17 protein-coding genes and 1 pseudogene are annotated in these 22,882 nt (G+C 71.7%); 3 read left to right on the top strand and 15 right to left on the bottom strand.

The genetic code is table 11. The features are described 5' to 3' along the window. Positions 1-8: 8 nt before the first annotated feature. The 5 genes from ACZ60Q_RS23665 to ACZ60Q_RS23685 form a co-directional block, all read right to left on the bottom strand. A complete protein-coding gene (locus ACZ60Q_RS23665) occupies positions 9-782 on the bottom strand; it encodes a citryl-CoA lyase (RefSeq protein WP_469637994.1) in 774 nt (257 codons plus the stop codon). A gap of 23 nt (positions 783-805) precedes the next feature. Continuing rightward, entirely contained in the window at positions 806-1,705 is a 900-nt protein-coding gene (locus tag ACZ60Q_RS23670) for an SDR family oxidoreductase (RefSeq protein WP_469637997.1), read from the bottom strand. Between the two features lie 26 nt (positions 1,706-1,731). After that, positions 1,732-2,994: a CaiB/BaiF CoA transferase family protein gene (locus ACZ60Q_RS23675; protein WP_469638000.1), complete on the bottom strand. Its 1,263-nt coding sequence runs from the start codon at positions 2,992-2,994 to the stop codon at positions 1,732-1,734. Then, positions 2,991-4,166 (bottom strand): acyl-CoA dehydrogenase family protein, encoded by a 1,176-nt coding sequence (locus ACZ60Q_RS23680; RefSeq protein ID WP_469638003.1) that lies wholly within the window; start codon positions 4,164-4,166, stop codon positions 2,991-2,993. Before ACZ60Q_RS23680 ends, ACZ60Q_RS23675 begins: the two co-directional genes overlap by 4 nt. 96 nt (positions 4,167-4,262) lie before the next feature. Further along, entirely contained in the window at positions 4,263-5,006 is a 744-nt protein-coding gene (locus tag ACZ60Q_RS23685) for an IclR family transcriptional regulator (protein ID WP_469638006.1), read from the bottom strand. A gap of 101 nt (positions 5,007-5,107) precedes the next feature. Here ACZ60Q_RS23685 and ACZ60Q_RS23690 point away from each other — a divergent pair, with 101 nt between their 5' ends. Next, positions 5,108-6,028, top strand: coding sequence for a LysR family transcriptional regulator (locus tag ACZ60Q_RS23690; protein WP_469638009.1), 921 nt, complete (start codon positions 5,108-5,110; stop codon positions 6,026-6,028). Positions 6,029-6,146: 118 nt separating this feature from the next. Beyond that, complete coding sequence (locus ACZ60Q_RS23695) at positions 6,147-7,307, top strand: TetR/AcrR family transcriptional regulator (protein ID WP_469638012.1); 1,161 nt, start codon at positions 6,147-6,149, stop codon at positions 7,305-7,307. 456 nt (positions 7,308-7,763) lie between these two features. Here the strand turns inward: ACZ60Q_RS23695 and ACZ60Q_RS23700 are convergent, their stop codons facing one another. The 10 genes and pseudogenes from ACZ60Q_RS23700 to ACZ60Q_RS23745 all read right to left on the bottom strand — a co-directional run bounded on the left by ACZ60Q_RS23700 (position 7,764) and on the right by ACZ60Q_RS23745 (position 20,826). Beyond that, positions 7,764-8,027 (bottom strand): hypothetical protein, encoded by a 264-nt coding sequence (locus ACZ60Q_RS23700; protein WP_469638015.1) that lies wholly within the window; start codon positions 8,025-8,027, stop codon positions 7,764-7,766. A gap of 14 nt (positions 8,028-8,041) precedes the next feature. Further along, positions 8,042-12,064 (bottom strand): coiled-coil domain-containing protein, encoded by a 4,023-nt coding sequence (locus ACZ60Q_RS23705; RefSeq protein WP_469638018.1) that lies wholly within the window; start codon positions 12,062-12,064, stop codon positions 8,042-8,044. Between the two features lie 215 nt (positions 12,065-12,279). Continuing rightward, positions 12,280-13,350 (bottom strand): hypothetical protein, encoded by a 1,071-nt coding sequence (locus ACZ60Q_RS23710; protein WP_469638021.1) that lies wholly within the window; start codon positions 13,348-13,350, stop codon positions 12,280-12,282. A 104-nt stretch (positions 13,351-13,454) separates the two neighbouring features. Continuing rightward, complete coding sequence (locus tag ACZ60Q_RS23715) at positions 13,455-15,044, bottom strand: AbfB domain-containing protein (RefSeq protein ID WP_469638024.1); 1,590 nt, start codon at positions 15,042-15,044, stop codon at positions 13,455-13,457. Positions 15,045-15,712: 668 nt separating this feature from the next. Further along, positions 15,713-15,995: pseudogene (locus tag ACZ60Q_RS23720) on the bottom strand (IS1380 family transposase); the annotation flags it as partial. A 270-nt stretch (positions 15,996-16,265) separates the two neighbouring features. Continuing rightward, positions 16,266-16,757: a MarR family winged helix-turn-helix transcriptional regulator gene (locus ACZ60Q_RS23725; RefSeq protein ID WP_469638027.1), complete on the bottom strand. Its 492-nt coding sequence runs from the start codon at positions 16,755-16,757 to the stop codon at positions 16,266-16,268. Positions 16,758-17,234: 477 nt separating this feature from the next. Next, positions 17,235-18,473: a L,D-transpeptidase gene (locus tag ACZ60Q_RS23730; RefSeq protein WP_469638322.1), complete on the bottom strand. Its 1,239-nt coding sequence runs from the start codon at positions 18,471-18,473 to the stop codon at positions 17,235-17,237. A 241-nt stretch (positions 18,474-18,714) separates the two neighbouring features. Then, the gene (locus tag ACZ60Q_RS23735) at positions 18,715-19,494 is read right to left on the bottom strand and encodes a L,D-transpeptidase family protein (RefSeq protein ID WP_469638030.1); all 780 of its coding nucleotides are present in this window, start codon (positions 19,492-19,494) and stop codon (positions 18,715-18,717) included. Then, the gene (locus ACZ60Q_RS23740; RefSeq protein ID WP_469638032.1) at positions 19,491-20,303 is read right to left on the bottom strand and encodes a hypothetical protein; all 813 of its coding nucleotides are present in this window, start codon (positions 20,301-20,303) and stop codon (positions 19,491-19,493) included. Before ACZ60Q_RS23740 ends, ACZ60Q_RS23735 begins: the two co-directional genes overlap by 4 nt. After that, positions 20,284-20,826, bottom strand: coding sequence for a SigE family RNA polymerase sigma factor (locus ACZ60Q_RS23745; RefSeq protein ID WP_469638035.1), 543 nt, complete (start codon positions 20,824-20,826; stop codon positions 20,284-20,286). The genes ACZ60Q_RS23740 and ACZ60Q_RS23745 overlap by 20 nt, the downstream gene beginning before the upstream one ends. 804 nt (positions 20,827-21,630) lie before the next feature. On the opposite strand from ACZ60Q_RS23745, the gene ACZ60Q_RS23750 reads away from it, so the two are divergent. After that, a complete protein-coding gene (locus ACZ60Q_RS23750) occupies positions 21,631-22,686 on the top strand; it encodes a lactonase family protein (protein ID WP_469638038.1) in 1,056 nt (351 codons plus the stop codon). Positions 22,687-22,882: the final 196 nt, after the last annotated feature.

Below are 22,882 nucleotides of genomic sequence, written 5' to 3' on the forward strand. Positions count from 1 at the left end.
CGTCCGGTTCAGCGCTGCGGCCGGTAGTCGGTGTGGTGCTCGACGTGTCGGTAGAGCGCCTGGGCGGTGCTGTCGGCGGTGCCGCGCGCGGCCTCCTCGGCGATGTGACCCACCAGGCCGACGGCGCGAGCGGCCACCACGACCGTACGGACCTGCTGCCAGACGAACCCCAGGTCGGAGAGGACCGCGCCGAAGGTACCCGCCCCGTTGAGGGTGATCATCCTGCCCCGACGGCGCTCCATCCCGGCGTGCACCGCCTGAAGCAGCAGACCGTGCCGCCCGAGCATGCCGCACTCCTCCGCCAGCTCGAAGAAGCGGGCCGTACGCGGGTCGCGGGGTCGGTGGGTGGGGTGGCCGAAGCCCGGAACCCTCTCACCGCTCTTCTCGTACGCCTCGAGGACAGTGGCCGCGGTCTTCTCGGCGTCCTGCCCCTCGGGAGCGGCGGCCAGAGCGTCCTGGAGGGTCCGCGCGGTCAGCTCCATGGCGCCGAGGTACACGCTGCCCGCGCCGAGCAGGCCGGCCGCGACGGCGGCCTGGGTGGCTTCGGGGGCGCCGAGCCAGGTGAGACGGGCGGCGAGGGAGCTGGGCGTGAAACCGTGTTCGGCGATGCCGACCATGAGGGCGTTGAGCATCCTGGACTCGTTCTCGGCGGGCAGCCGGCCGCGTGCGCCGAGGAAGACGAGGTCGGCCAGGTTGGCGTGGCCGATGATCTCGGAGCACAGGTCGTAGCCGTAGATATCGATCGAGTCGGCGGTGGAACTACCGATGTGCGTGGTGTACATGGCGGCCTTTCAGGAGCAAGGGGTCAGACGGAGGGGACAAGCGGGGGAGGGGAGGAGGGAAGACCGGCGAGGGCGGTGTCGAGGGCCTCGCGGGTCCAGCGACCCTCGTTCTGGTGCGTCTCGCGGACGGTCCAGCCCTCGTACACGTCGATCCGCCCGCCGCGGATCATCAGCATCTGGCCGCTGACCTGACACTCCCCGGCGGCCAGCCAGGCAACCAGCGGGGAGACGTTGGCGGGGTCCCAGGCGTCGAACTCGCCGACGCGCGCCGCGAGTTTCTCGGTGAGCCCCGGCGTGTCGAGGGTCATGCGGGTGCGGGCGACGGGGGCGATCGCGTTGACGCGTACGCCGTACCGCTCCAGTTCCCGCGCGGCGACGACGGTCATCGCGGCGATACCGGCCTTGGCGGCGGCGTAGTTGAGCTGTCCTGGATTGCCGCGCAGGCCGGATCCCGAAGACGTGTTGATCACCGACGCGCGGACGACACGACCGGCCTTCACCTCCGCCCGCCAGTGGGCGGCGGCGTGGTGCAGCGTCGCGAAGTGCCCCTTGAGGTGGACCGAGACGACCGAGTCCCACGCGGCCTCGGTCATCTTCACGACGGTGGCGTCCCGGGTGATGCCGGCGTTGTTGACCAGGATGTGAAGTCCGCCGAAGGCGGAGACGGCGCGGTCGACCAGTGCTCCGGCCGCGTCGAAGTCGTCGGCCCTGCCCGTGTCGGCGACCGCCTCGCCACCCGCGGCCCGGATCTCGGCGACGACCTGGTGCGCCGGACTCTCGTCCGCGCCGAGTCCGTCGCCTCCGACGCCCGGGTCGTTGACGACGATCCTGGCGCCCTCGGCGGCGAGCAGCAGGGCGTGTTCCCGCCCGAGTCCGCGCCCGGCGCCGGTGACGATCGCGACGCGCCCGTCGAGGCTTCCCATGGTGTCTCTCCCTCGGTCGTTCACGTTCACGCGATGGACGGCGGGTCGGAGGAAGGCGCACCGACGGCTCCGGCCGCGCGCAGCCGGGCGATGTCGTCGTCGCCGTATCCGGCCTGCCGCAGGATGTCGTCGGTGTGCTCGTCGAGGAGCGGCGCCCGTCGTACGGTCGGCTCGCCGCCGCCCGCGAACCGGATGGGGGTCGCCGCGATGGTCACCGGCCTTGCGAGGCCCGGGTGTTCGACCTCCTGGAGCATGGCGCGGGCCTTGAGGTGCGGGTCCTCGAAAAGCGAGTCGGCCGTGTTGACCGGCCCGAAGGGGACCTTGCCGCCCAGCAGGTCCGCCAGTTCCGTACGGGTGTGGCGGCCGGTCCACTCGGCGACGAGGCCGAGTACCTCCGCCTGTCGGGCCACCCGATCGGTGTTACGGGCGTAGCGCGCGTCCCCACCCAGCGCGGGCCGGCCCATCGCCTCGCACAGCAGCCGCCAGTGGTGGTCGGCGGGCGCGGCGGCCAGGGCGACGAAGCCGTCGCGCGCCGGGAAGAGGCCGAAGGGGCACAGCAGCGGGTGCGCGTTCCCCTCCGGTCCCGGTACGGCGCCGGTGTACGCGTACTGGTAGACGATCCGCTCGCAGGCGGCGACCACGGCGTCGTACATCCCCACGTCCACGAACCGGCCCCGCCCGCTGTTCTCCCGCTCGCGTACGGCGGCAAGGGTGCCGACGGCGGCGAACAGGGCGGGCACGATGTCGCCGAACCCCGGACCGGTCTTCACGGGCGGTCCGCCGGCCGGGCCGGTGATGCCGAGCAGCCCGCCCATGGCCTGGGCGACGATGTCGAAACTGGGCCAGTCCTGGATCGGGCTGACACCCGTGCGGGGATCACCGAACCCGCGTACGGCCGTGTAGACCAGCCGCGGGTTGAGCGCGGCGAGTTCCTCGTAGCCCAGTCCGTTCCGCTCCATGACACCGGGCCGGAAGTTCTCCACCAGGATGTCCGCCGCGGTGGCCAGCCGGCGGATCACCTCACCACCCTCCGGTGTGGTCAGATCGACGACCAGGCCCTGCTTGTTGCGGTTCACGCTCTGGAAGTAGCCGCCGTAGGCGCGGAGTTCATCGCCCTCGGCGTACGGTCCCTGATCGCGGATCATGTCGCCGAACGGCGGCTCGACCTTGAGGACGGTGGCGCCCAGGTCGGCGAAGACCATCGTGCAGAACGGGCCGGCCAGCATCCGGCTCAGGTCGAGGACGGTCAGCCCCGTGAGGGGACCGGCGGGCGGCACGGCCGTGGTCATCGGCCGAGCAGAGTGTCGGAGATGATCTTCATCTGGATCTCCGACGTGCCTTCGAAGATCTTGGTGAGACGGGCGTCGCGCCAGTACCGCTCGACGGCGAAGTCCGTGGTGTACCCCGCGCCGCCGTGGATCTGGATGCCCTCGCTGGTGACGCGCTCCGCCATCTCGGTCGCGTGCAGCTTCACCATGGACGCACGGAGGTTGGAGGGGTGTCCGGCGTCGTGGTCCGCGCAGATCCCATGGAGCAGGGCCCGTGACGCCTCGATCCGGGTCGCCATGTCGGCGATCTTGAAGCGGATGGCCTGCATGTCGCCGATCGGCCGGCTGAACTGCGTACGCTCCTTGGCGTACGCGATCGAGTCCTCCAGCGCGCCCCGGGCGAGGCCGACGGCACGGGCGGCCGTGTGGATCCGGGCGATCACCAGGTCGCCCATGGCGACCTGGAAGCCATGGCCCTCCTCGCCCACGGTCATCCCGGGCTCGACGCGGGCGTCGTCGAAGGACAACTCCCAGGTCTTCCAGCCGTGATACCCGATCTTGCGCACCGGAGTACCCGTGACTCCGTCGGGGAGGCTGCCGCGCCCCTTCGGCATCAGGAAGCTGGTGATGCCGCGCGAACGGTGTGCCGGGTCGAGGGGTTCCGTACGGGCGAAGACCTGGAGGTAGTCCGAGCCGTCGGCGAAGGTGCACCACATCTTCTGTCCGGTGATCCGCCAGCCGCCGTCGGCCTCGCGCTCGGCGCGGCAGCGCAGGTTCGCCACATCGGAACCGGCCTCGGCCTCCGACAGCGCGAAGGCGCTCAGGAACTCTCCGCGCGCCATTCTCGGCAGATACGTGGCCTGCTGTTCGGCACTGAAACCGTGGGCGAACTGCTGCCCACGTGCGATCAGGCTGGCCACGCTCATCCAGCCGCGCGCCAGCTCCTCGACGATCAGCGCGTACTCGGACACACCGAGGCCCAGGCCGCCGTGTTTCTCGGGGACGAGGATGCCGAAGAAGCCGAGGTCGGCCATCCTGGCGCGCAGTTCCATGGGGATCTCGCCCTGCACCGGGTCGAGTTCGTTCGCCACCGGCAGGACCTCCCTGGCGACGAACTCCCGTGCCAGGTCTCGTATCGCCAGCCGTTCCTCGGTCATGAACGTGCCCTGCCGGGTCTCGTTCCGCGTGCTCATCCGTCCGCGTTTCCTTGTCCGTAGTGGTGAGGGTCAGGTGTGGTGGTCCGTTGCCGGCCGGCCCGCTCCCGGGCTCGTGGTCAGCCGGTCAGCCGGTCAGCCGGTCAGGGCGGCTGCGATGGTGGCCGCCGTTTCGCGCAGCTGCCGCGCCCACCACGGCACGCGCCGGGTGTCGAACCGGCTGTCGGGCAGGGAGAGCCCGATCCCGGCGACCGGCAGGCCGAAGGGGTCGATGACGGCGGTGCCCACGGCGCACACGCCGTCCCGGTTCTGGCCGTGGTTCACCGCGTATCCCCGCGCTCGCACCTCGGCGACGCGCCGACGGAGCTCGACCGGAGCGGTGACGGTACGGGCGGTCAGCCGGGGGACCGGCTCGGCGAGCACCCGTTCCACCTCCTCGTCCGGCATCAGGGCGAGCACGGCGAGACCTGTGGACGTGGCGGTGACGGGGGAGGTGGCGCCCAGCCGGTTGACCGTACGGACCGGATGACGGCAGTCGATCCGCTCGATCAGGACCATGCGGTACGGACCGTCCGGGACCTGGAGGGTGACCGTCTCCCCGGTGAGCTCGCCCAGCGCCCGCATGGGCCCGAGGGCCGCCCCGCGCACGTCGCTTTCGTCGCGGGCCGTGCTGCCGAGGGTGAGCATGCGGGACGTGAGCGCCCAGCGGGTCCGCTCCTTTCCCGCGGTCCGGAGCCAGCCGGCCGCCGACAGCGCCTGAACCAAGCGCTGGACCGTCGACTTCGGCAGCTCGCAGATGCGGGAGATCTCGCCGACCCCGATGGGCTGGTGCTCGGCTACCGTCTCCAGGACGCGCAACGCGCGATGAATGGCCTGCATCGGGTCCTTCTTTCGCCCGGTGGTCCGTTGCACGGCACGCTATGCCGCCCAGCGGTACCGGTGAAGCCTGGAGATTCCTTCAGATGTGATAGGTAATACCTATGGAACGGCGTCATCTCAGCTATTTCGTGGCGGCCGTGGAAGCGGGCAGCATCTCGGCGGCGGCACGGAGGCTTCACCTCAGCCAGCCCTCCGTCTCCCAGGCCATCCACGAGCTCGAACGCGAACTGCGCACCCCGCTCGTCCTCCGGGGCCGGAAACTGACCCTCACTCCGGCGGGCCGCGCCCTGCTCGGCCCCGCCCGGCGGACGCTCCGTGCCTTCGACAGCGTCCGGACGGCCGTCGAGGAAGTGGGGCAGCTGGCGACGGGTCAGCTCGATCTCGCGATGGTCCCCGCCCTGGCCGTCGACCCGGCCGTCTCACTGATCTCGGAGTTCCGCCGCCGCTACCCGGGCGTACGGGTGAGAGTGCGGGAGGCGGCCAACGGCGCCGAGGGCTTCGCGTCGCTACGGCGGGCCGAGGCGGAGCTGCTGCTCCACGACCACCCGGCGCCGTACCCCAAACACCGCGCGGTGCCGGTCGCCCCCAGCCCCCTCATGGCGGTCTTCCCGCCGGGCACCGCGCTGCCGGACGCCCCGGTCGGCCTCGCGGAGCTTTCGCGCCACGAGGTCGTGATGGGCGCCGCCGCCGAATCCGCCATCGGGACCTGGATCTCCGTCGAACTCGCGGCGCGCGGCCTGCCGCCGCTGACCGTCGCGGTCGACACCGCCCACCGCGACGCCGTCGTCCCGTTCGTCCTCGCCGGCGCCGGCGCCACGGTCCTGCCCGAGCCGGGCGCGCGGGCGGCCGGAGCGCTCGGCGCGGTGATCAGGCCCGTGGACTTCTCCGTACCGCGCCACTGCTCGCTGTTCCACCGGATCGGCGAGCTCTCACCGGCCGCGCGCGCCATGCTCGACCTCGCCGAGGAACGGGCGGAGGAGCCGCGACCGTCGTCGTACCGGGCAGAAGTTAATTCTTGCTAACGCTATATGACCAGTTCCTTCCCCAGTGACGCCTGCAGTAGTGTGGACGGCAAGTGATCAGTGGATACCTTCCCGGCAGCAGGGGCGGAGTGGAATGCGGACAGAGGAGCCGACTCGGGTGACGGCGCGCAGACCTCCCGACCGCAAGGCGCGGATTCTCGCGGCCGCCGCCGACCTCTTCTGCGAGCGCGGCTACCACAACGTGTCGGTCGCGGACGTCGCCATGGCGGTCGACATCACGGCCCCCGCGCTCTACCGGCACTTCAAAGGCAAGCCCGGTCTGCTTCTGAGCGTGGTCACCGCCACCATCGACAAGATGTCCGCCGCCGTGGATGCGGCGCCGGACCTGGAGTCGTACCTCCGTGCCGTCGCCTCCCACAGCGTGGACCGACGTGGCGCCGCGGTCCTGTGGCAGCGCGAGGCCAGAAATCTGCCCGAGGCGAACCGCGAGGAACTGCGGCGGGCCCTCAGCGACATCGCAGGCCGTGTCGGCTCCCTCGTCCGTGCCGCCGTTCCCGAACTCCATGCCGGCGACGCCGAGCTGATCGCCTGGGCGGTCCTCTCCGTCTTCGGCAGCATTTCCGGACACCGGTTCTCCCTCCCCAGGCGCCGCTTCGAGCAGCTGATGTACCGACTCGCCGACGTGGCCGCCCATCAGCCGTTGGGCACCCCGGCCGCGCGGTCGCAGGACCGTGCACGGCCTTTGTCGGCATACGCCGGACTCGCCGTCTCCCGACGCGAGGAGATCCTCAACGAGGCCATCCGCCTCTTCGACGAACGCGGCTTCCAGTCGGTGAGCACCGACGACATCGGCCAGGCCGCCGGTGCCTCCGGGCCGAGCATCTACAAGCACTTCCCGAGCAAGACGGACCTGCTCGTCGCAGCGGTGGCCCGAGGTGGCGAACAGCGCAGGGCCGGCACGGCCGAGGCCCTCGCCCGCGCGGCCACCCCGGAGGAGAGCCTGACCGGGCTGCTCCGCTCGTACATCGAATTCGCCCAGCGGCACAGCCACTTGATCGGCCTGCTCATCGGCGAACTCGACCAGCTCCCGGAGAAGGAACGCAAGGCGTCCCGGCAGGCCCAGCGCGACTATCTCGCCCTGTGGGCACGGATTCTCGACGAGGTGACGCCCGGACTCGACGCGGCCGAGGCAAAGATCACCGTGTGCGCGGTCCTCACCGTCGTCGACAACGCCGTCCGCACCGGCCGCCTGGGCGAGCGCCCGGACCTGGCCGACCGCCTCGCCGAGATCGGCAGGGGGCTGCTGCGTTCCCCGTGACGCTCCTCCGGTGAGAGCTCGGACATCGAGCCGCGCGCCTTGGTTCCGGCCCTCTCCCGTGCCGTGAAGCGGCCGATGACGGGCGGAGAAACCATCGGACACCGGCCGTGTGTCCGGGAAGGTGGTCAGCCCGATGTCTCGCTCGCCGCTGCTTCGATCAGAGCGACGACGGCCTGCGGGCGGGGAGGCCGGAGAGGCATGGCTCGCGTCGAGTTCCCTGCCGTGCCGACTCCGGCGGTCTGCTGCGCCGCGGGCCTTGGCCGCGCGGGGACCTGGACGAGTCCTGGCAAGCCGACGCCGACCGAGAGCTGCTGCACCACGGCTGGTTGGAGGCCGACATCGCGACGCCGGCGTCGGGATCGGCGCACGCGGGGTACACGAGGTGAACGCTCCGACGCACACCGGAGGGCGGCACCTCTGTGTGGGGTGCCGCCCTCCGCCGTACGGCTGTCCGTGCTATCCGCCGATGCCCTCCCTCAGAGAGCGGGCGATCGCCCTGTCGTCGTCCAGAGAGCTCAGCCGGACGGGGTCGCGCTCGTCGTCCAGGACCACGGCCCGGACGACGGTGTCGACGGACGACTCCTGGTCACCGTCCGGCCAGTGCGGGTCCTTGGCGTTGTCGATCAGACCCGCGGTGCCGTCGGGGAGTACCACGTCCAGGCCCCAGGGGCGTACCGCGAGGACACGCACGTCGTATTCGTGGTGGAGCATCGACGACATTTCGGTCAGTCTCCTCACGGCTTGGGAATCCAGGTGCGGTCGACGGTGAGGCCGTTGAACTCGGCCAGCCTCGAATAGGGGATCTCCCACTCGACTCTGGGTGTCCCACCCGGTCCCTTCCAGTCGTAGCGCTTGGCGTCCTTCGCGAACTGCACCAGGAACTTCATGTCCATGTCGTACCGGTACATTCCGGAGGCGTAGGGACCGCGCCCCCAGTATTCGGCCGCGACACTCTGCTCTCCGAAGTAGATCAGATCGTTGCCGCCCTCCACCCGCGAGGCCGGGTTCGGGCCGTGCAGCTTCTCGTAGGCCACGTCCACGGTCTTCGGAGTCCGGTAGATGGGGAACGTGCAGTCCGTGTCCGGCTTCGGCTTGTCATCGGCCCGCGCGGAGGACCGTTGGACGGTCGACGCCTTCGAGGTACCGGATGTGCCGCCGCCGGAGTCGCGGTCGCAGGTGGCTCCCAGCCGGTCCAGTTTCTCCTTGGCGTCCGCCAGCTTGCCGGTGAACGTGTCGACCTTCTTGCGGGCCTTGTCGACCTTCTCCAGGAACCCCTTGATGCCCCAGACGGCCTTGCTGACTCTCGGCAGTTTGCTCCCGATCTTCACCAGCTTGACCGGACCTGCGTTCTGCACGACGGCCCAGATGCAGATCCCGATGTCCGGGTCGTCGATACACTCCTTGATGTCCTCCGCGAACAGCTCCACCAGGATGTCGGCGCCGTTGTCCTTCAGGTAGTCGAACAGGTCCTGGCCGGAGAGCTCCCGGGCCAGTGCCAGTTCCTCCTCGCTCAGACCGGCCTGCTCCAGTGCGTACTCGGTGGAGAGCTCGAGGACCAGCCGCCGCAGGGCCTCGGTGCCGCTGCCGGGGTCACCGCCCCCGCCGCCGGGCTGCGGATCGGTGTACTTCGGGTTCTTCTTCGCGGCGTCGGCCAACGCCTTGCGCTGTTCCTCGCGTTCGGCCTCCTCGGCCCGCTCCGCGGCCCTTTTGGCCTCTTCCGCGTGGGTGCCGGCGTTCTTGGCGGCGGCTTCGGCGGACTTGGCGTGTTCCTCGGCGGAGGTGGCGAGGCGGGCGGCGTCGGCCGCGTCCTGTTCGGCCTGCTCGGCCAGCCTCTGTGCGGCAGCGGCCTCCCTTTCCGCGAGGTTCGCGGCGCTGACGGCGGCTGCCGCCTGGTTCTCGGCCTCGGTGGCGGCCTTGCGGGCGCGGGTGGCCTCGACCTCCGCCCGTGTGGCGGCGTCCCGGGCCGCTGTGGCGTCCGCGTACGCCTGGTCGGCGGCTTCGCGGGCGGTCCTGGCGTCCGCCTGTGCCTGGGCGTCCGCCTGGGCCGCCCGGGTGCCGGCGGCGCGTGCCTTGGCGGCGTCGTCCGCCGCCGCAGCGGCGGAGACGGCTGCGCGGGAGGCGGAGCGAGCCGCGTCGGCGGTGGACCGGGCGGCCTGAGCCGCGGCCGTGTAGGCGGGCGCCACCTGCGCGTTCGCCTTCTTGGCCGCCTCCTCCGCGGCGGTGGCCGCCTTGATCGCCTCAGCGGCCTTGGCCTCAGCAGAGGCGACCTGCTCGGCGCCCAGGGCCAGCGCAGCCCTGGCCACCGCGACAGCGAAGTCGGCTCCGACATCCGTCCCGGAGAACGGGGCGGCCAGACTGATGGCGGTGTCGGCCGGGGCAGCGATACCCGCGGCGGTGGAGCGGGCCGCAGCCGCGGCCTGAACCGCGATGGTCGACTGGAGCTGGGCCATAGCAGCCTCGCGGGTCGCTCCGTCGGCCTCGTCGCGCGTGCGGTGGGCCGACTGGAGTGCGCCGTTGGCCTCGATCGCGGCCAGTCCGGCCAGGCGGGACGCCTCGTGGGCGGCGTGTCCGGCGCGGGCTTCCTGCGCGGTCGCCTCCAGCGCCTTGGTTCCGGCGCGCTGGGCGGCGGCGTGGGTGGCCGCGGCCTGCGACTGGGCCCGGCCCGCGGCGGCGTCGGCCGCGGCGGCTGCCGCCTCGGCCCGGTCGGCGGCGGCGTCCGCCCGTGCGGCGTGCGCGGTGGCCTCGGCGGCCGCGGCACGGGAGCGGGCGGCGGCGCCCTGGGCTTCGATCGCGGCGGTGCGCGAACGGGTGGCCGCCGCGTTGGCCGCGTCCGCTGCGGTGCGTGCCCGGGAGGCGGCTGTGGCCGCTCCATCGGCCTCGTTCCTGGCCTGTACCGCCTCCGCCCGCGCGGTCTGGGAGTGCTCGGTGCCCTGAGTGGCGGCGGCAACCGCTTCCAGAGCCCGCGCCCGGGCGTCTTGCGCGCGGTGGTCGCGTTCGGCCTGGGAAGCCTGCTCGCGCGCCTGGCGCGCGGTGGTCTCGTTGGCGCGGGCCAGCGTGTCGGCCGTGGCCGCCTTCCCCTCCGCCTCGGTGGCGCGGCCTCGGGCGGCCGAGGCGTCGCCCGCCGCGACCTGCGCCTCCGCGCGGTGGGCCGAGGCGGTCCGGGCCTCGGTGTCGGCGCGGGTACGGGCTTCGGCCGCGGTGACGGCCTCCTGCTCGGCGCGGGCGCGCGCCTCGGCCGACAGGGTGCGCTCCCGCTCGGCCACGGTCCGCTGCGCGGCCGCGATCTTCGCTTGGTTCTGGGCCTCCACCCGGGCGTCACGGGTCTTCTGGGCGTGCTCCCAGGCCTTCTTCTCCGCCGCCTCGGCGTCGAGGCGGGCCTGTCGGCTCTTGGTGGCGGCGTCGGCGGCTACGTTGGCCTGGGACTCGGCCTGCTTGGCCATGGCGGCGGCGGCCTTGGCGTGCTCCTGGGCGTTGAGGCGCCAGGCTTCGGCTTGCTTGGCGTGCAGCTCGGCCTGGTTGGCCGCGTTCAGGCCGGCCGCATGGGCGGCGGTGGCATCAATGGCGTGCCGGGCGGTCTGCGCCGCGCGCCAGGCAGCGTCGGCCGCCGCGGCGATGCCCGTGGCGACCTGCGACCACTGGATACCGTGGGTGAGCCCGGTCTCCACCAGGATGTCGGCCTGTACTTTGGCCTGCCCGGCGGCGACCTGCGCCTGCTTGGCGGCGGTGTCGGCGAAGCCGACCTGCCGGGTCGCCTCGTTCTTGACCGCCGTGTAGTCCGACAGCCGCTTGCCCGCCTTGTCCGCGGACAGCATCCGGTCCGCCTCCCGGGATGCGGCGGCCGACAGGCTCATCGCGTTGGAGGCGTTCTTCAGGGCGCGTACGGCATCCCCGTGCACGGCGATGAGCTTGGTCCGGGCCTCGGCGGCGCGAGCGGTGTTCGCGGCCAGCTTGCGCAGCCGTTCCGCCGCTTCCAGAGCCTCCTTCTGTTCCTTCTCCCGGGCGGCCCGCTCGGCGGCGTCCTTCTCCGCCGCGACCAGGTAGCCCTGGTCGAGGAACGCCGCGATCACCTTGTCGTCCTCGGAGGCCAGGGCGAGTTGGGCGCCGCGCTTGACCTCGGGTCCGCCGGAGGCCGCGAGCATCTCGACCCGCTTGCGGTTCTCCTCCGCCCGTTTACGGTCGTTCTCCTCAGCGGTCCTGTCGCGCTGCCGGGCGATTTCCGCGCCGAACGCGATGAAGCCCGCGCGGTCCTGGGCCGTACCTTTCAGGACCCGCTCGACCTCGGCGTTGAAGTGCTGGCCGCCGGTGCCTCGCATGGCCTCGATGACGGTGCGGTTCTCGGCGTCGGCGGCGTTGCGCTTGTCCTGGGCCCGCTGGCGTGCTTCGGCTTCTCCGTGCTCCAGGAAATCGCGGATGGCGTTGGGGTCGCTGCTCTCCAAGGCCTTCCTGGCGGCTTCCCTGACCTCTTCTTCCTCGTCGAACTCGGCGTAGTCCTCGACCAGCCGCCGGTCGGCGTCGGAACTGAGCCGTTCCAGTTCCGTCTGCGGAGCCGCCGGCGGAGCGGTGTTCGGCTCCGGTGCGGTGAGCAGCGCGCCGAGTGAGGCTGCGGACACCGCGGGCCGCTGCGGGGCCGCGGCCTGCGTCGGAGTGGCCAGCCCGCCCAGTACTACCGTGGCCACCAGCATGGTCACGGTTTTGACGACGCCCGCCCGCAGGCGACCGGTCCGTCTTCCGGCTCGCGGCCGGAGTGTCCCTCTCATGGGAATGCCCCCTCGATACGTCGGGGCCAGGGAATGGACCCCGATCAGTGGAATGGACCAGCGGGCCCACCGGCCGCTGGGGTGAGACGCCTTCGTCGGCCGGCGGCATGATCGGCCGAGGCGCGCAGCGGCCGAGGAGTTCGGCGGGCCAACTCGCGTACACGGGTGGCCCGCCGAACTCCTCGGCGAGCCACCCGGCTACCGGTCGGCAGCGCTCACTGCGATACCCGGTTCGCACCGTCCTCGGCCTGGCGCAGGATGTCCTGCCAGAAGACGGCGGTCCCGGAAGCGTCCTGCTCCTCCTTGGACCAGGCGGTTCCGTTCGCGCCGGCGGGGGCTGCGAGGCGCTTTCTCAACTCGTCCGCCGCGCTCTGGGCCAAGGCCTGCACGCCCCGCCAGGTCTCGGCCTGCCGGGCCGCACGGTCCCGCTCCTCCAGCCACGCCGATTGGGTGCCCTGGGCTTGCGCGGCCACCGCCCGCCAGGCCCGTTCGGCCTCGGCGCGGGCAGCTGCGGCGTCCGACGCGTCGCGCAGAGCGTCCTCGGCCTCGGCCGCGGCCTTGAGCAGCAGCGTCAGCGTTCGGTGGCGCAGCGCCTCGGACTCGGCGGTCCGCAGCCGGTGGCCCTCCAGGTCCAGTGCCCCGCCGCTCACCCAGCCGAAGCCGTAGAACTCGCGGATGTCCTCGTCCCCGGCGCCCGGCCGCAGAGCCCACTGCGCCGCCACCCGCACCTGCGCGCCCGGATCGTGCTCGGCGAGCGCCGCGACGAACGCTCGGTCCTCGTCCCGGACCGCCTGCTGCTCCTCGGCGGCCGTCTCACGCGAGGTCCGGTCCAACTGCTGCGCCTGCGCGTAGCCGGTCGCGGTGAAGGCGGCCCGGTCGGCGTCGGAACCCTTCAGGGCCCTTTCGGCCGCGCTGCGGATCGCAGGGGCGAATTCGACCGGGTGGGTACGCACCACCTGCTCGCAGAACAGCCGGTTGCGGATACGGGCGTCCCGTAGCCGCTGCTTGGCCAGGTCGTAACCTCCGCCCACCGCGAGCCAGTCGGCGATGGCTGCGTCGCCGCGGGTGCTGCGCAGGGCGTTCCACGCCGAGGTCCGCAGTTCGGCCGGGAGATGGGACAGGGCGATCCGGCGCACCTGCTCGCGCGCCCCGGCCGCCGCCGCGGCCAGCACTGCCTGCGGGCCCTCGGCCGGCACGTTGGACGAGGCTGCTGCCGCTGTAGCGGTCAGCAGGTGCTGGGCGTCGTGTGCGTGGGCCGCGCCGACGACGAGCGGCTGCAGCACCACCGCTGCGACAACCACCCACGCGGCCGGCCTGGTCCCACCACCCGCCCGGACGGGGCGCGCGGAGCCCTCCTCCGAGCCGGCCGCGCGGCCGGCCTGTGCGCCCCTCACGGCGCCAGGGGAGGCGTGACCTCCCAGGCCGGGTACCCCTGCAGCAGGTCGCGCCACTCGACGTACCACCCGGCGGTGTACAGCTCGTTGCGCTGGTTCACCTTGACCTGGTAGCGCTCCTTGCCCTCCCACAGGAACCAGGCGGCCGATGCCTTGCCCGGCACCCAGCCGACGAGGTCGGGGCACCACGTGGCGCTCTTCTTGAACGCCTCGCTGTTGGTGTTGGCCGCGAGGGCGATCGTCCCCTCAAGCGTGGTGCCCTTGAGGTAGTGGCCGGGCTTGCTCACCGCCTCGAACGAGAAGCAGCCGGCCTTGCCCGCCAGCGACGGCACGACAAGCCAGGTGGCGTTGTTCCGCAGCGGGACGTTCTGGGGGGACACCGGCCCTACGGTGGCCGCCGCGCCGTTGACACCCGAGTGGGCGACCGGCAGCCACTTCTCCGGGCTGTTCTGGACCCGCAGCGACAGCGACTGCCGCCGGGCCCGCTTCTGACCATCCTCCGAGAGGAACTCCGCGACCTTCTGGTCGCCGGCCGCCAGCGCCTTTTCCGCCGAGGCCACCAGGTTGGGGTTGAACGGGCTCTTCTTCGCGGCGTCGAGGATCTGCCGGGCCAGCAGCGCGTTGGCCTCCGCGAGCTTCTTGCGGCGAGCCTCGTCGTCGCGCTTGTAGGCGGCGTCCGCGCCGGTATAGAGGAAATCCAGCCAGTCCGATGGCTTGCTGCTGAGCACTGCGGCCTGAGCGGCCCGGTACAGCTCGGAGCCCGCCAGATCGGCCGGCGCCATCCGCAGCATCTCCCGGATGAAGTTGTCGTTGCTCATGTCCAGCAAGCCCTGGGTGACCGGGAGGCGGAACAGCGCGGCGACATTCTTGCGGGCGGCCTGGTTGCGGAGCCGTTCCGCCTCCTGGCGGTTCTTCTCCTCCAGTTCCTCCAACTCCTTCGCCACGTCCCGCTTGTGGGCCTCGCGAGCGCCGTTGACGATGAACTCCCGCCAGGCGGCCTCGTCGCCGGCCAACGACTGCATCGCAGCGGCGCGTACCTCGGGGCCGGCGGCCTCGTGCCGCAGGATCGCCCGGATGAAGTTGTCGTCGCTGAGCGCCAGCAGCTCCGGGGTGCTCGGGATACCGACGGCCAGCAGCGCCTGCTGCCGGGCCAGCCGCGCGGCCCGCTCGGCCTCGGCCTTGTCCCGCTCGCGCTGCTGATCCTGCCGGTACGCCTCGTGGATGCCGGTGACGATGTAGGCGACGTGGTCGGCGGCCAGAGTGCTGGCCATGGCCAGCTCGGCCGCGTTGCGCACAGAATCCAGCTTCTCCCCGCCCTCGTTCGCCTTCTGCCACAGTGCGTGTATGAAGTCGTAGTCGCTCAGCAGCAGGACGTCCGCCGTAGGGTCGAGCCGCACCACGGCCGCCGCGTCAACACGCTGAGTGTCGGTGGTGCCGATGCCCGCGGCCTGGAGCTGCTGGGGTGCGGCAGGGGCGGCGGAGGCGATGCTTTGGCCGCTCACCGCCAAAGCGGCGACGACCGCGGTGGCGGCCACTGCGGCGCGTCGTGCGGTGGAGCGCGATCTTCGTGGGGTCTTGCTTCGCATAACGGGACTTCCCCTTTTCTCGTGGTGTGCGGGATGTGGTGTGCGGGATACAGAACGAACGGGCACCGCCGTGTCGCACGGCGGCGCCCGACGGGCGGGTGTCGTGGGTCCGGGGGCTTGGTGGGCAGCCCTGGGAGACTCTCGGACCATGCGAATGCCGGGTACAGGAGCAGCGGCCGGTGTGGGGAACGCGTCCGGCCCATGCCGGAAGCAGAGGACGGTCAGCGGTGGGGGCGCGTGTCTGGAAGGATCAGGGTGCCGCGAAAGCAGCCTTCGACAGCACGTGCCCGGACAGGGGTTTCCCCTGTGGATTCCGCATCTCTTTCCCCCCGGAAAACGTTGCTCAGTCATGAGCAGTCCGGACGAGGGACCAGGTGCCCCGCATCCATGACCATGACTGATCTGCACCAGCCATGGTCATGACCCTAAACAACCAGGGCGATCTCTGAAGCGCAGGTTTGAGCTATTTCTGTCCGGATAAAAACAGTGGCGCGCTTGCGTTGGCGCTGTATGTCACATGATCGACGAGCTGTACCTTGGCGAGTCCGGTCCAGCCAGCTCGATCTTTCGTGAGGGTCCGCCGGTTTCTTCGGAGGGTCGTTTCGGTTGTTCGGGCTGGTGGTGGCCAGGTTGACGGCCCGGCTGTCGCGCCGGGTGGGCGCCGGGTTCCACGTCGCGGTCGCGTCCTGTTTCTCGGAGTGTGCTGGCACGAGCACCCCGTCCAGGTCCATGGACGCCTGCCCCGCGGCATCCGGGGCCGCGTTCTCGGCCATGTTCCAGACGCGCTCACGCGTTTCGGCCCGCGCGGCCCGTATCGCGGACAGGGGCCTTCGGCCCAGCTGCTGCGAGGGTGTCGACGAGACGGGAGACCGTCGGGTCGGAAGCCACCGGTTCGAACACGGCCGACTCGGCCCGCAGCATCCCGACATCAGCCAGGCAGCGCCCGCCCATGTTTCCATACTTGCGCCAAGCGGCCCTCGAGGTCCTAGCGACCGCCCGCTCGCAACGCTGGGACCCGGCCGAAGTGGTCCGGATCCAGCGGGAGGAAGAGATCAAGGGCCGGGGCGAAACGACCCGACGAAACCACCGCCGACTCGCCCAGCTCCCGTCCGGGAAGACCTTCGACTCCCGGCGGGAAACGGATTCCTCGATCCCGGCGCCGACCCAACACGAAGAAACCTGTCCCCTGATGGGTTCGTCGACTGACCAAAGAGGAAGAACCTACGAGCCCCCGTCGCCCTCGACGTTGGCGACCATCCTGCGCAGCACCTTGAGCGCGGCTACGTACTCTTCGTCGCTGATGCCCTCGTGGACCACGGTGCGCAGCTCGGTCACCAGCTCGCGCAGCCGCACCCGGGCAGCCTCCCCGGCGTCGGTGAGCCGCAGGCACTGCCCGTCGTCGGTCCGGAGCCAGCCGCGGTGGAGCAGCTGGTCGATGACACGAGCGATCTCGTGCGGCCCGTCCGCGAGGGACGTCAGCTGGATGACGACCTCCTCGCGGCTCGGCGCCGCAGGCCCGCCGTTCACCCGGTTGAGGACCCAGTACTGCGGCTGCGTGACATCGGTCCTGGCCATCGCGTCACGCAGATGCCGGGTGACGGCGGCGTGGGCGAGGCCACTCCAGTATCCGATGGGCTGAGTGGCCAGCATGTCGTCGGTGGCGGCTGGATCAGCCGGCGCCTGGTCGGTGGTGGTGTCAGTCAGCGGTCTCATCTTCGCGAGGCTATATCCCCCACCGCACCGCCAGCGCAACGGGGCCCCAACGCTCACACCCCCCCATGCGAGGGATGAACAGCAATATCGGGCAGGGTGGTCAACTGCCCGCGCGCACAAGGATCTGAGATGTCCACTCATTCGGACGGCCTGCTGTCCGTTGACAGCATCAGACATCCGCGGAGTGCGCGCCCGACCGCGGAGAAGCAGCCGTTCCGTAAGCGGATCCGGATGGAAACGGTCGCGACGTTCACAGCCGGGCGGGGCAACATGAGCATCGCTCAGGAAGTCGCGGATCAGTGTCCAGGCCCGTTGGTCAACTCCGGGCGCCGTCCGGGAGCTGGAGCCCCCTGCCCTGTTCAGCGAAGCCGGTGAGGGAAACGATCGCCTCTGCGCCTCTCACATCGTTGCCCCCCTCGACAGCGTCACCTGGGCCCAGGAGCCCCGCAGCCCCGGGGCTCGGATGGTCGGCCTGGCTCAGTTCAGTGCGCTGAGCTTCCGCCACTCCTGCCACGGCAGGTTCCAGTTGCTGTAGCCGTTGCCCTGTGGGGGCAGGCCCTTGGTGTCCTTGCCGGTGACCGTGAACGGGTCGCCGACCTGGATGTCCCGGTAGAGGGAGGCCGCGTTCGCGGTGCTCATGCCGATGCAGCCGGAGCTCTTGTTGGCCTTGCCGAAGTAGGCGGAGTTCCACGGGGCGGCGTGGGCGTACGCCCCGGACCAGGTCAGGTGCATCGAGTAGGCGACGTTCTTGTCGTACGCGTCGCCCAGGTTCACGCTCTGCGAGGTCATCCTGACCGTGCCCGCCTTGCGCATCAGGACCTGGGTGCCGCTCCAGGACGCCTTGTCGCCGTGGTCGGGGTCGCCGCCGGACACCGGGATCTTCCGGACGCTCCTTCCGTCGCGCTGGAAGTCGAGCTGTTTGCTGTCGAGGTCGACCTCGACCACCTGGGCGGCGCCGATGGTGAAGGAGAGGTCGTAGTCCCTGGTGAACAGGCCGCCGGTCGCCCCGGAGTCGATGCCGTCGAGGAGTCCTTCCAGCCGGACCTTCGTTCCCGCCTTCCAGTACTCCCTGGGCCGCCAGTCGACGCGCTCGTGCCCGTCGTGGTGCTCGATCCAGCCCCAGGAACCCTCGGTGCCGTTGTCGGTGGTCAATTTGAGCGCCTTCTCGACGGCTGCCTTGTTCGTGACAGGGGCGTCGAAGATGACGGAGACGGGGTGGGCGATGCCCACGGTCCTCTCCGTGGGCCACAGCTCCAGCTTGTTGACCCTGTCGGCCTTCGCGGTGGAGAACGAGGTCTCCTGGGTGCCCGGGGTGCCGCCGTCTCCCTTGGTCCCCGCGCTCACCCGGTACGTCTCCCCGGGCGCGGCCGGGCGTTCCGAGGTCCACACGGTGTCCTTCGCGGACAGTGTGCCCTTGAGTTTCCGGCCTTCTCCGTCGGTGACGGAGACCGAGGTCAGGGTCCCGCCGTGCGCGGTGACCTTCACCGGCGCCCCGGCCCTTGTCCCGTTGCCGCTCGGCGTCACCGCGAGCGTCGCGGGAGGGCCCGACGCCTTCGTGGGCGCCGCTGCCTTGCCGTCCACCTTGGACGTCGGGTCGCCGGAGGCGCAGGCGGTCAGGGCGAGCGGGGCAAGCACGGCGGCTACCACCGCGAGGCGCGTGGAAGGACGACGTACGAAAGCGCGTTGTGCGGAACTTTTGGGACGTGGGGAGGGTATGGGCATCAAGAGCTCCAGCTGATGTCGGTGGGTGGGATGTGCGGGGCGTCCGTCGTGGACGCGTCCGGGCCGGGCAGGGAGAGGGCGGAACGACTCAGTGGGCCGGAAATGCTCCGGTCCGGACGGCTCGGACGGCTTGGACGGCTTGGACGGCTCGGAGGGCCGAGATCGAACAGGGCCGGACGGCACGGCGGGCCGGTCACGCGGGACTGCTCGGCAGTCCAGGAACGCAGGGGGCGGCTCAGCGGGTCAGTGACGCGCGGTGGCCCATCACGACCATCGGATTCGCCCCGGGCTTGAGGGAGCGCAGCAGTTGCTTCATCTGCTCGCGCGGGATGCCCACGCACCCCTCGGTGCCGCCGTAGTGGCTGACGTGAAGCCAGATACCGCCGCCGCGTTCCCCTCCCATCGGGCGGCCGGAGTGGTAGGGCGGTTTGCCGGGGTAGCGGTTGTAGTTGATGGCCACGACATAGTCCAGGGCCCCTGCCTTGGACTTGTTCTCGGGGTTGAGACCGGAGGCGGTGTAGACGGGGCCGCGGTTGAGGTCGTATGGCAGGTCGGTACCGGGGTTCGGCAGCTTGCCGCCCGCGTCGGTGAGCGTGAAGGTGCCGACCGGGCTGCGTAGATCGCCCATCATGTGCCGCTCCGACCAGCCTTTGTGGCCGTTGCGGGCGGGCCAGGCCGCAGCGGCGGGGACCCAGCCACGGGTGGCGTGGCGCTCGTAGAGGCGGACCGTGGACTGGTCGGAGTCCTCGCCCTCGCCCGTCACGATGACGACCTGCCGGGTGTCGGACTTGACCGTGGCCCGGGTGAGGGGCCCGAGGCCGGGCAGTTCAGCGGGCACGGTGGGGGAGGGAGCGGTGGCGGGGGCCGCCCGGCCGGCCGTCTCACCGGCGGTTGCGCGGTCGTCGGTGGAGCGGCTCGGCTTCTCGGCCGCACAGGCCGACAGGAACAGCCCCGAGGCGAGGGCCACGGCGATGCCGGGCCGTATGCGCCGGGTGCGGGTCGCCGACTGGTTCATCGCTCGGTTCCGTTCTCCTTCTGCTCCGGGGAGTCCGGCTGACGGAACGTCGCGTCCTCGACCATCGTCAGGGCCTCCTTCAAGGTCTGTTCGGGCACGTCGTCACCGACGCACATGTGGGCGGTGATCAGCGTGCGGGCTTCGGGGGCGCCGGGGAGCACTCCGGAGTAGGAGGTCGCCCGTGCCTGTCCCGAGCAGCCGCGGCCGGCGTCCGTGCTGGGTGCGAGCTTCCGGCCGTCGCGCCGTTCGGCGGCCAAGTAGTCGGTGCCGCGGTACCGGACGAACTCCACGATCAGGTCCTCCGGTGACAGCTGCTCGACCGGTGCGCACGGCGCGGACTGCCGGCACGGCCGTGGCGGTTCTCTGAGCGGGGCCGTCGAGACGTAGCCCTCGGGGCGGATGGCCTCCTCGGGGATGCCGGGCAGCAGCAGGGTGTGCCAGCTCTGGGGGACATCAAGGACCAGACCGGCCAGCTTCTCGGCGTACAGCCTTGTGGTGGCCGTGTCCTTCGGCCTCCTCGGGGTGTCGGGCGTGGCGGCGACGGCGGGCCCTGCCTCGACGTGCTCGGTCAGTACGGCACGAGGGAGCAGTGTCGCCGTCAGGGCCAGCACCACCCCGCCGAGGACCGCCCCGCCCGCCGCCCGGCGTCTGCGGCGCCGGATTCGCTCCCGCACCTGCCCCAGCCGGTCCGCCGGGGTGGGCAGGTACGGGGTGGCGCGGTCCAGCAGGACGCGCAGCTCCTGCTCGGTGGGGTCCGTCACCGGCCCGTCCGGCCGGGCGCCCCGGTTGTCAAAGTGCCAGGAGTGCATGGCGTTCACCCGTCCCCTCGGCGGTAGGAGGGGGCAGCAGTCCCCGCAGGGTGCGCAGGGCTTTGGACGCCTGGCTCTTGACCGTCCCCTGGGTGCAGCCCAGCGTCGCCGCCGTCTCCTCGACGCTCAGGTCCTCGAAGTACCGCAGCACGACCACCGCGCGCTGCCGAGCGGGCAGCGCCCGTATCGCGGTCGCCAGCACCATCTCCAGCTCGACGGAGGCGAAGGGGGTGTACGAGTCCGCCGACCGCGTCCGGAGCACCTCGGGGGGGAACTCGCCGTGCGGCACCTCCCCCCGCCACCGTCTGCGCCACCACGAGTTGTGTGTGTTGACCAGAGCAGCGCGGATGTACGCCTCGGGGTGGTCGCGGCTGATCCGCTCCCACTTGGGCCAAACTTTCGCCAGTACGGTCTGGAGCAGGTCCTCCGCCAGATGCGCGTCCCCGGTCAGCAGCCAGGCGACCCGCAACAGGCGCGGCCCCCGGGAGGCCACGAACGCCTCGAAGTCGCCGTCGCTGCTCATGGGGGCCATCTCGCTGTCCTCGTCTCACTCGTTCCACATGAGGGGAACGGGGTGGGCGGCGGATCAGGTTGCCCCCGTACGGATATTTTCGTACGGACGTCCTACGAGTGTTCAGGAGGTCGGTCCGATACCCCTGATGGGGGCGGAGGCCCGGGGTGGCCGGTGCTGGGTTCTGTCGTCAAACAGTGGCGTGGCCTCGCCACCCGCTATGGCAGGACCGCCGAGTCGTATCAGGCGGCCGCCGCTCTCGCCCCGCTCTTCCCCGGGACGACGGGTGCGACGATCCCCGCCCCTGATGTGGGCGTGATGTCCCGACGAGCGTCTGATCCTCAAAGACGGAGTTCGGTCTTCTGGGCCTCGAACGGCGGCTCGACCCGATCCGGTTCGCAGCCCACCCGAATCCACTGCGCGACCCGATACTGTGCGTTCCCACCCGCACTCCGAGCGCGTCGTCCGTCTCCTCGCCCTTCACCCGCACCACCGGTGGTCCCGCCGCTACGATCCGGTCGGCGATCCGCGTGGTGTGGGTAGGGAACCGGGCGCAGACCGCGATCTCCGGGCGGGCGACACGGGTCGGCACCCCGTCACCCACGCCCTCGACGATGGCAGCGGCCTCGGCCGCCTCGGTGCCGTGCGACGACCGCCCGCGGTAGCCGCTACCGGGCGGCGTGCGGATCCTGTGCCTCGCCGGGGCCGAGGGCCGGCCCCCGCCGATTCCTTTCGGCCGCATTGGTCTGGACCGCGGCGGGCTGCCTGCTACCGTCGGCCGTGAAGATCACGGCGACGGTGAAGAGGGGTAGCGCGATGATCGGCAACAGCGCCGGGCGGGCATTCATAGGGTCGTTCACCTCGGCGGGCGGGCGCGGTATCACCGCCGCCGCCGTGGACCGGGACACCGGTGCGCTGACGGTGCTGGGGTCCACGGACGCCGTGCCCGACCCCTCGTTCCTCACGGTCGGTCCGGGAGGCACGGCTCTGTACGCGGTCGGCGAGAGCGCCCCGGGCGTCGCCGCCGCCTTCGCCCTCGACGGCGACGTACCGGCTCTCCTGGGCCCCGTCCGCTCCGTCGACGGCGATGCGCCCACCCACCTCGCGCTCGCCGCGAACCACCTGGTCACGGCCAACTACACCTCGGGCGGTATCACCGCCCTGCCGGTCCTCGCCGACGGATCGCTCGGAGCTGCGGCCTCGGTGCTCCGCCACGAGGGCAGCGGCCCGGACACCGGCCGCCAGGAGTCCCCGCACGCCCACCAGGTGCTCGCCGACCCCTCAGGGAACTGGGTGGTCAGCGTGGACCTCGGCACCGATTCGGTACGCGTCTGCGCCCTGGACCCCGCAACCGGCGCACTGCGCGTGCACAGTGAGACGGCCCTGCGTCCGGGCGCCGGCCCGCGCCATCTGGCCTTCCACCCCTCGGGCTCGCTCGCCTACGTCCTCGGCGAGCTGGAGCCGACCCTCACCGTGTGTCGCTGGGACGCGGCGGCGGGCCGCCTCGACGTGCTCGGCGAGACGCCGGTGCTGCCCGAGCGCGAAGCGGCGGACGACGCGGCGCGCACCTATCCGTCCGAGGTGGTCGTCGCGCACGACGGGCGCTTCCTGTGGACCGCCAACCGGGGTCACGACAGCATCTCCGTGCTCACCCTCGACGAGAGCGGCGAGAAGCCGTCTCTGGTGGCCACCGTCGGCTGCGGTGGCCGCTGGCCGCGCGACCTCACCCTCGACCCGAGCGGCCAGTGGCTGTACGCGGCCAACGAGCACTCGGGGAATGTCAGCTGGTTCGCCGTGGACGCCGAGACGGGTGTCCCGCGGCACGTGGGCTCCGTCGAGGCTCCCGCGGCCTCCTGCGTCGTCCTCGTCTGACAGCGATCGCCCGCCGGGCCACCGGGGCCGACGGTGACCGTCCCCCGGACGGCGCGTCCGACGGTGGCCGCCCGGACCGGGCGGCCGAACCGTGGCAGACCCGGACAGGGGGGGGGGGGGGGGGGGGGGGGGGGGGGGGGGGGGGCGGGGGGGGGCCGCCCCCCGGGGGGGGGGGGGCGGCCCCCCCCCCCCCCCC

It is taken from the genome of Streptomyces sp. NPDC104313, assembly GCF_055583985.1.

Coding starts and splice junctions, on each gene's coding strand:
- ACZ60Q_RS23665 (WP_469637994.1), bottom strand. CDS start 782: ATGTACACCACGCACATCGGTAGTTCCACCGCCGACTCGATCGATATC.
- ACZ60Q_RS23670 (WP_469637997.1), bottom strand. CDS start 1,705: ATGGGAAGCCTCGACGGGCGCGTCGCGATCGTCACCGGCGCCGGGCGC.
- ACZ60Q_RS23675 (WP_469638000.1), bottom strand. CDS start 2,994: ATGACCACGGCCGTGCCGCCCGCCGGTCCCCTCACGGGGCTGACCGTC.
- ACZ60Q_RS23680 (WP_469638003.1), bottom strand. CDS start 4,166: ATGAGCACGCGGAACGAGACCCGGCAGGGCACGTTCATGACCGAGGAA.
- ACZ60Q_RS23685 (WP_469638006.1), bottom strand. CDS start 5,006: ATGCAGGCCATTCATCGCGCGTTGCGCGTCCTGGAGACGGTAGCCGAG.
- ACZ60Q_RS23690 (WP_469638009.1), top strand. CDS start 5,108: ATGGAACGGCGTCATCTCAGCTATTTCGTGGCGGCCGTGGAAGCGGGC.
- ACZ60Q_RS23700 (WP_469638015.1), bottom strand. CDS start 8,027: ATGTCGTCGATGCTCCACCACGAATACGACGTGCGTGTCCTCGCGGTA.
- ACZ60Q_RS23705 (WP_469638018.1), bottom strand. CDS start 12,064: ATGAGAGGGACACTCCGGCCGCGAGCCGGAAGACGGACCGGTCGCCTG.
- ACZ60Q_RS23715 (WP_469638024.1), bottom strand. CDS start 15,044: ATGCGAAGCAAGACCCCACGAAGATCGCGCTCCACCGCACGACGCGCC.
- ACZ60Q_RS23725 (WP_469638027.1), bottom strand. CDS start 16,757: ATGAGACCGCTGACTGACACCACCACCGACCAGGCGCCGGCTGATCCA.
- ACZ60Q_RS23735 (WP_469638030.1), bottom strand. CDS start 19,494: ATGAACCAGTCGGCGACCCGCACCCGGCGCATACGGCCCGGCATCGCC.
- ACZ60Q_RS23740 (WP_469638032.1), bottom strand. CDS start 20,303: ATGCACTCCTGGCACTTTGACAACCGGGGCGCCCGGCCGGACGGGCCG.
- ACZ60Q_RS23745 (WP_469638035.1), bottom strand. CDS start 20,826: ATGAGCAGCGACGGCGACTTCGAGGCGTTCGTGGCCTCCCGGGGGCCG.
- ACZ60Q_RS23750 (WP_469638038.1), top strand. CDS start 21,631: ATGATCGGCAACAGCGCCGGGCGGGCATTCATAGGGTCGTTCACCTCG.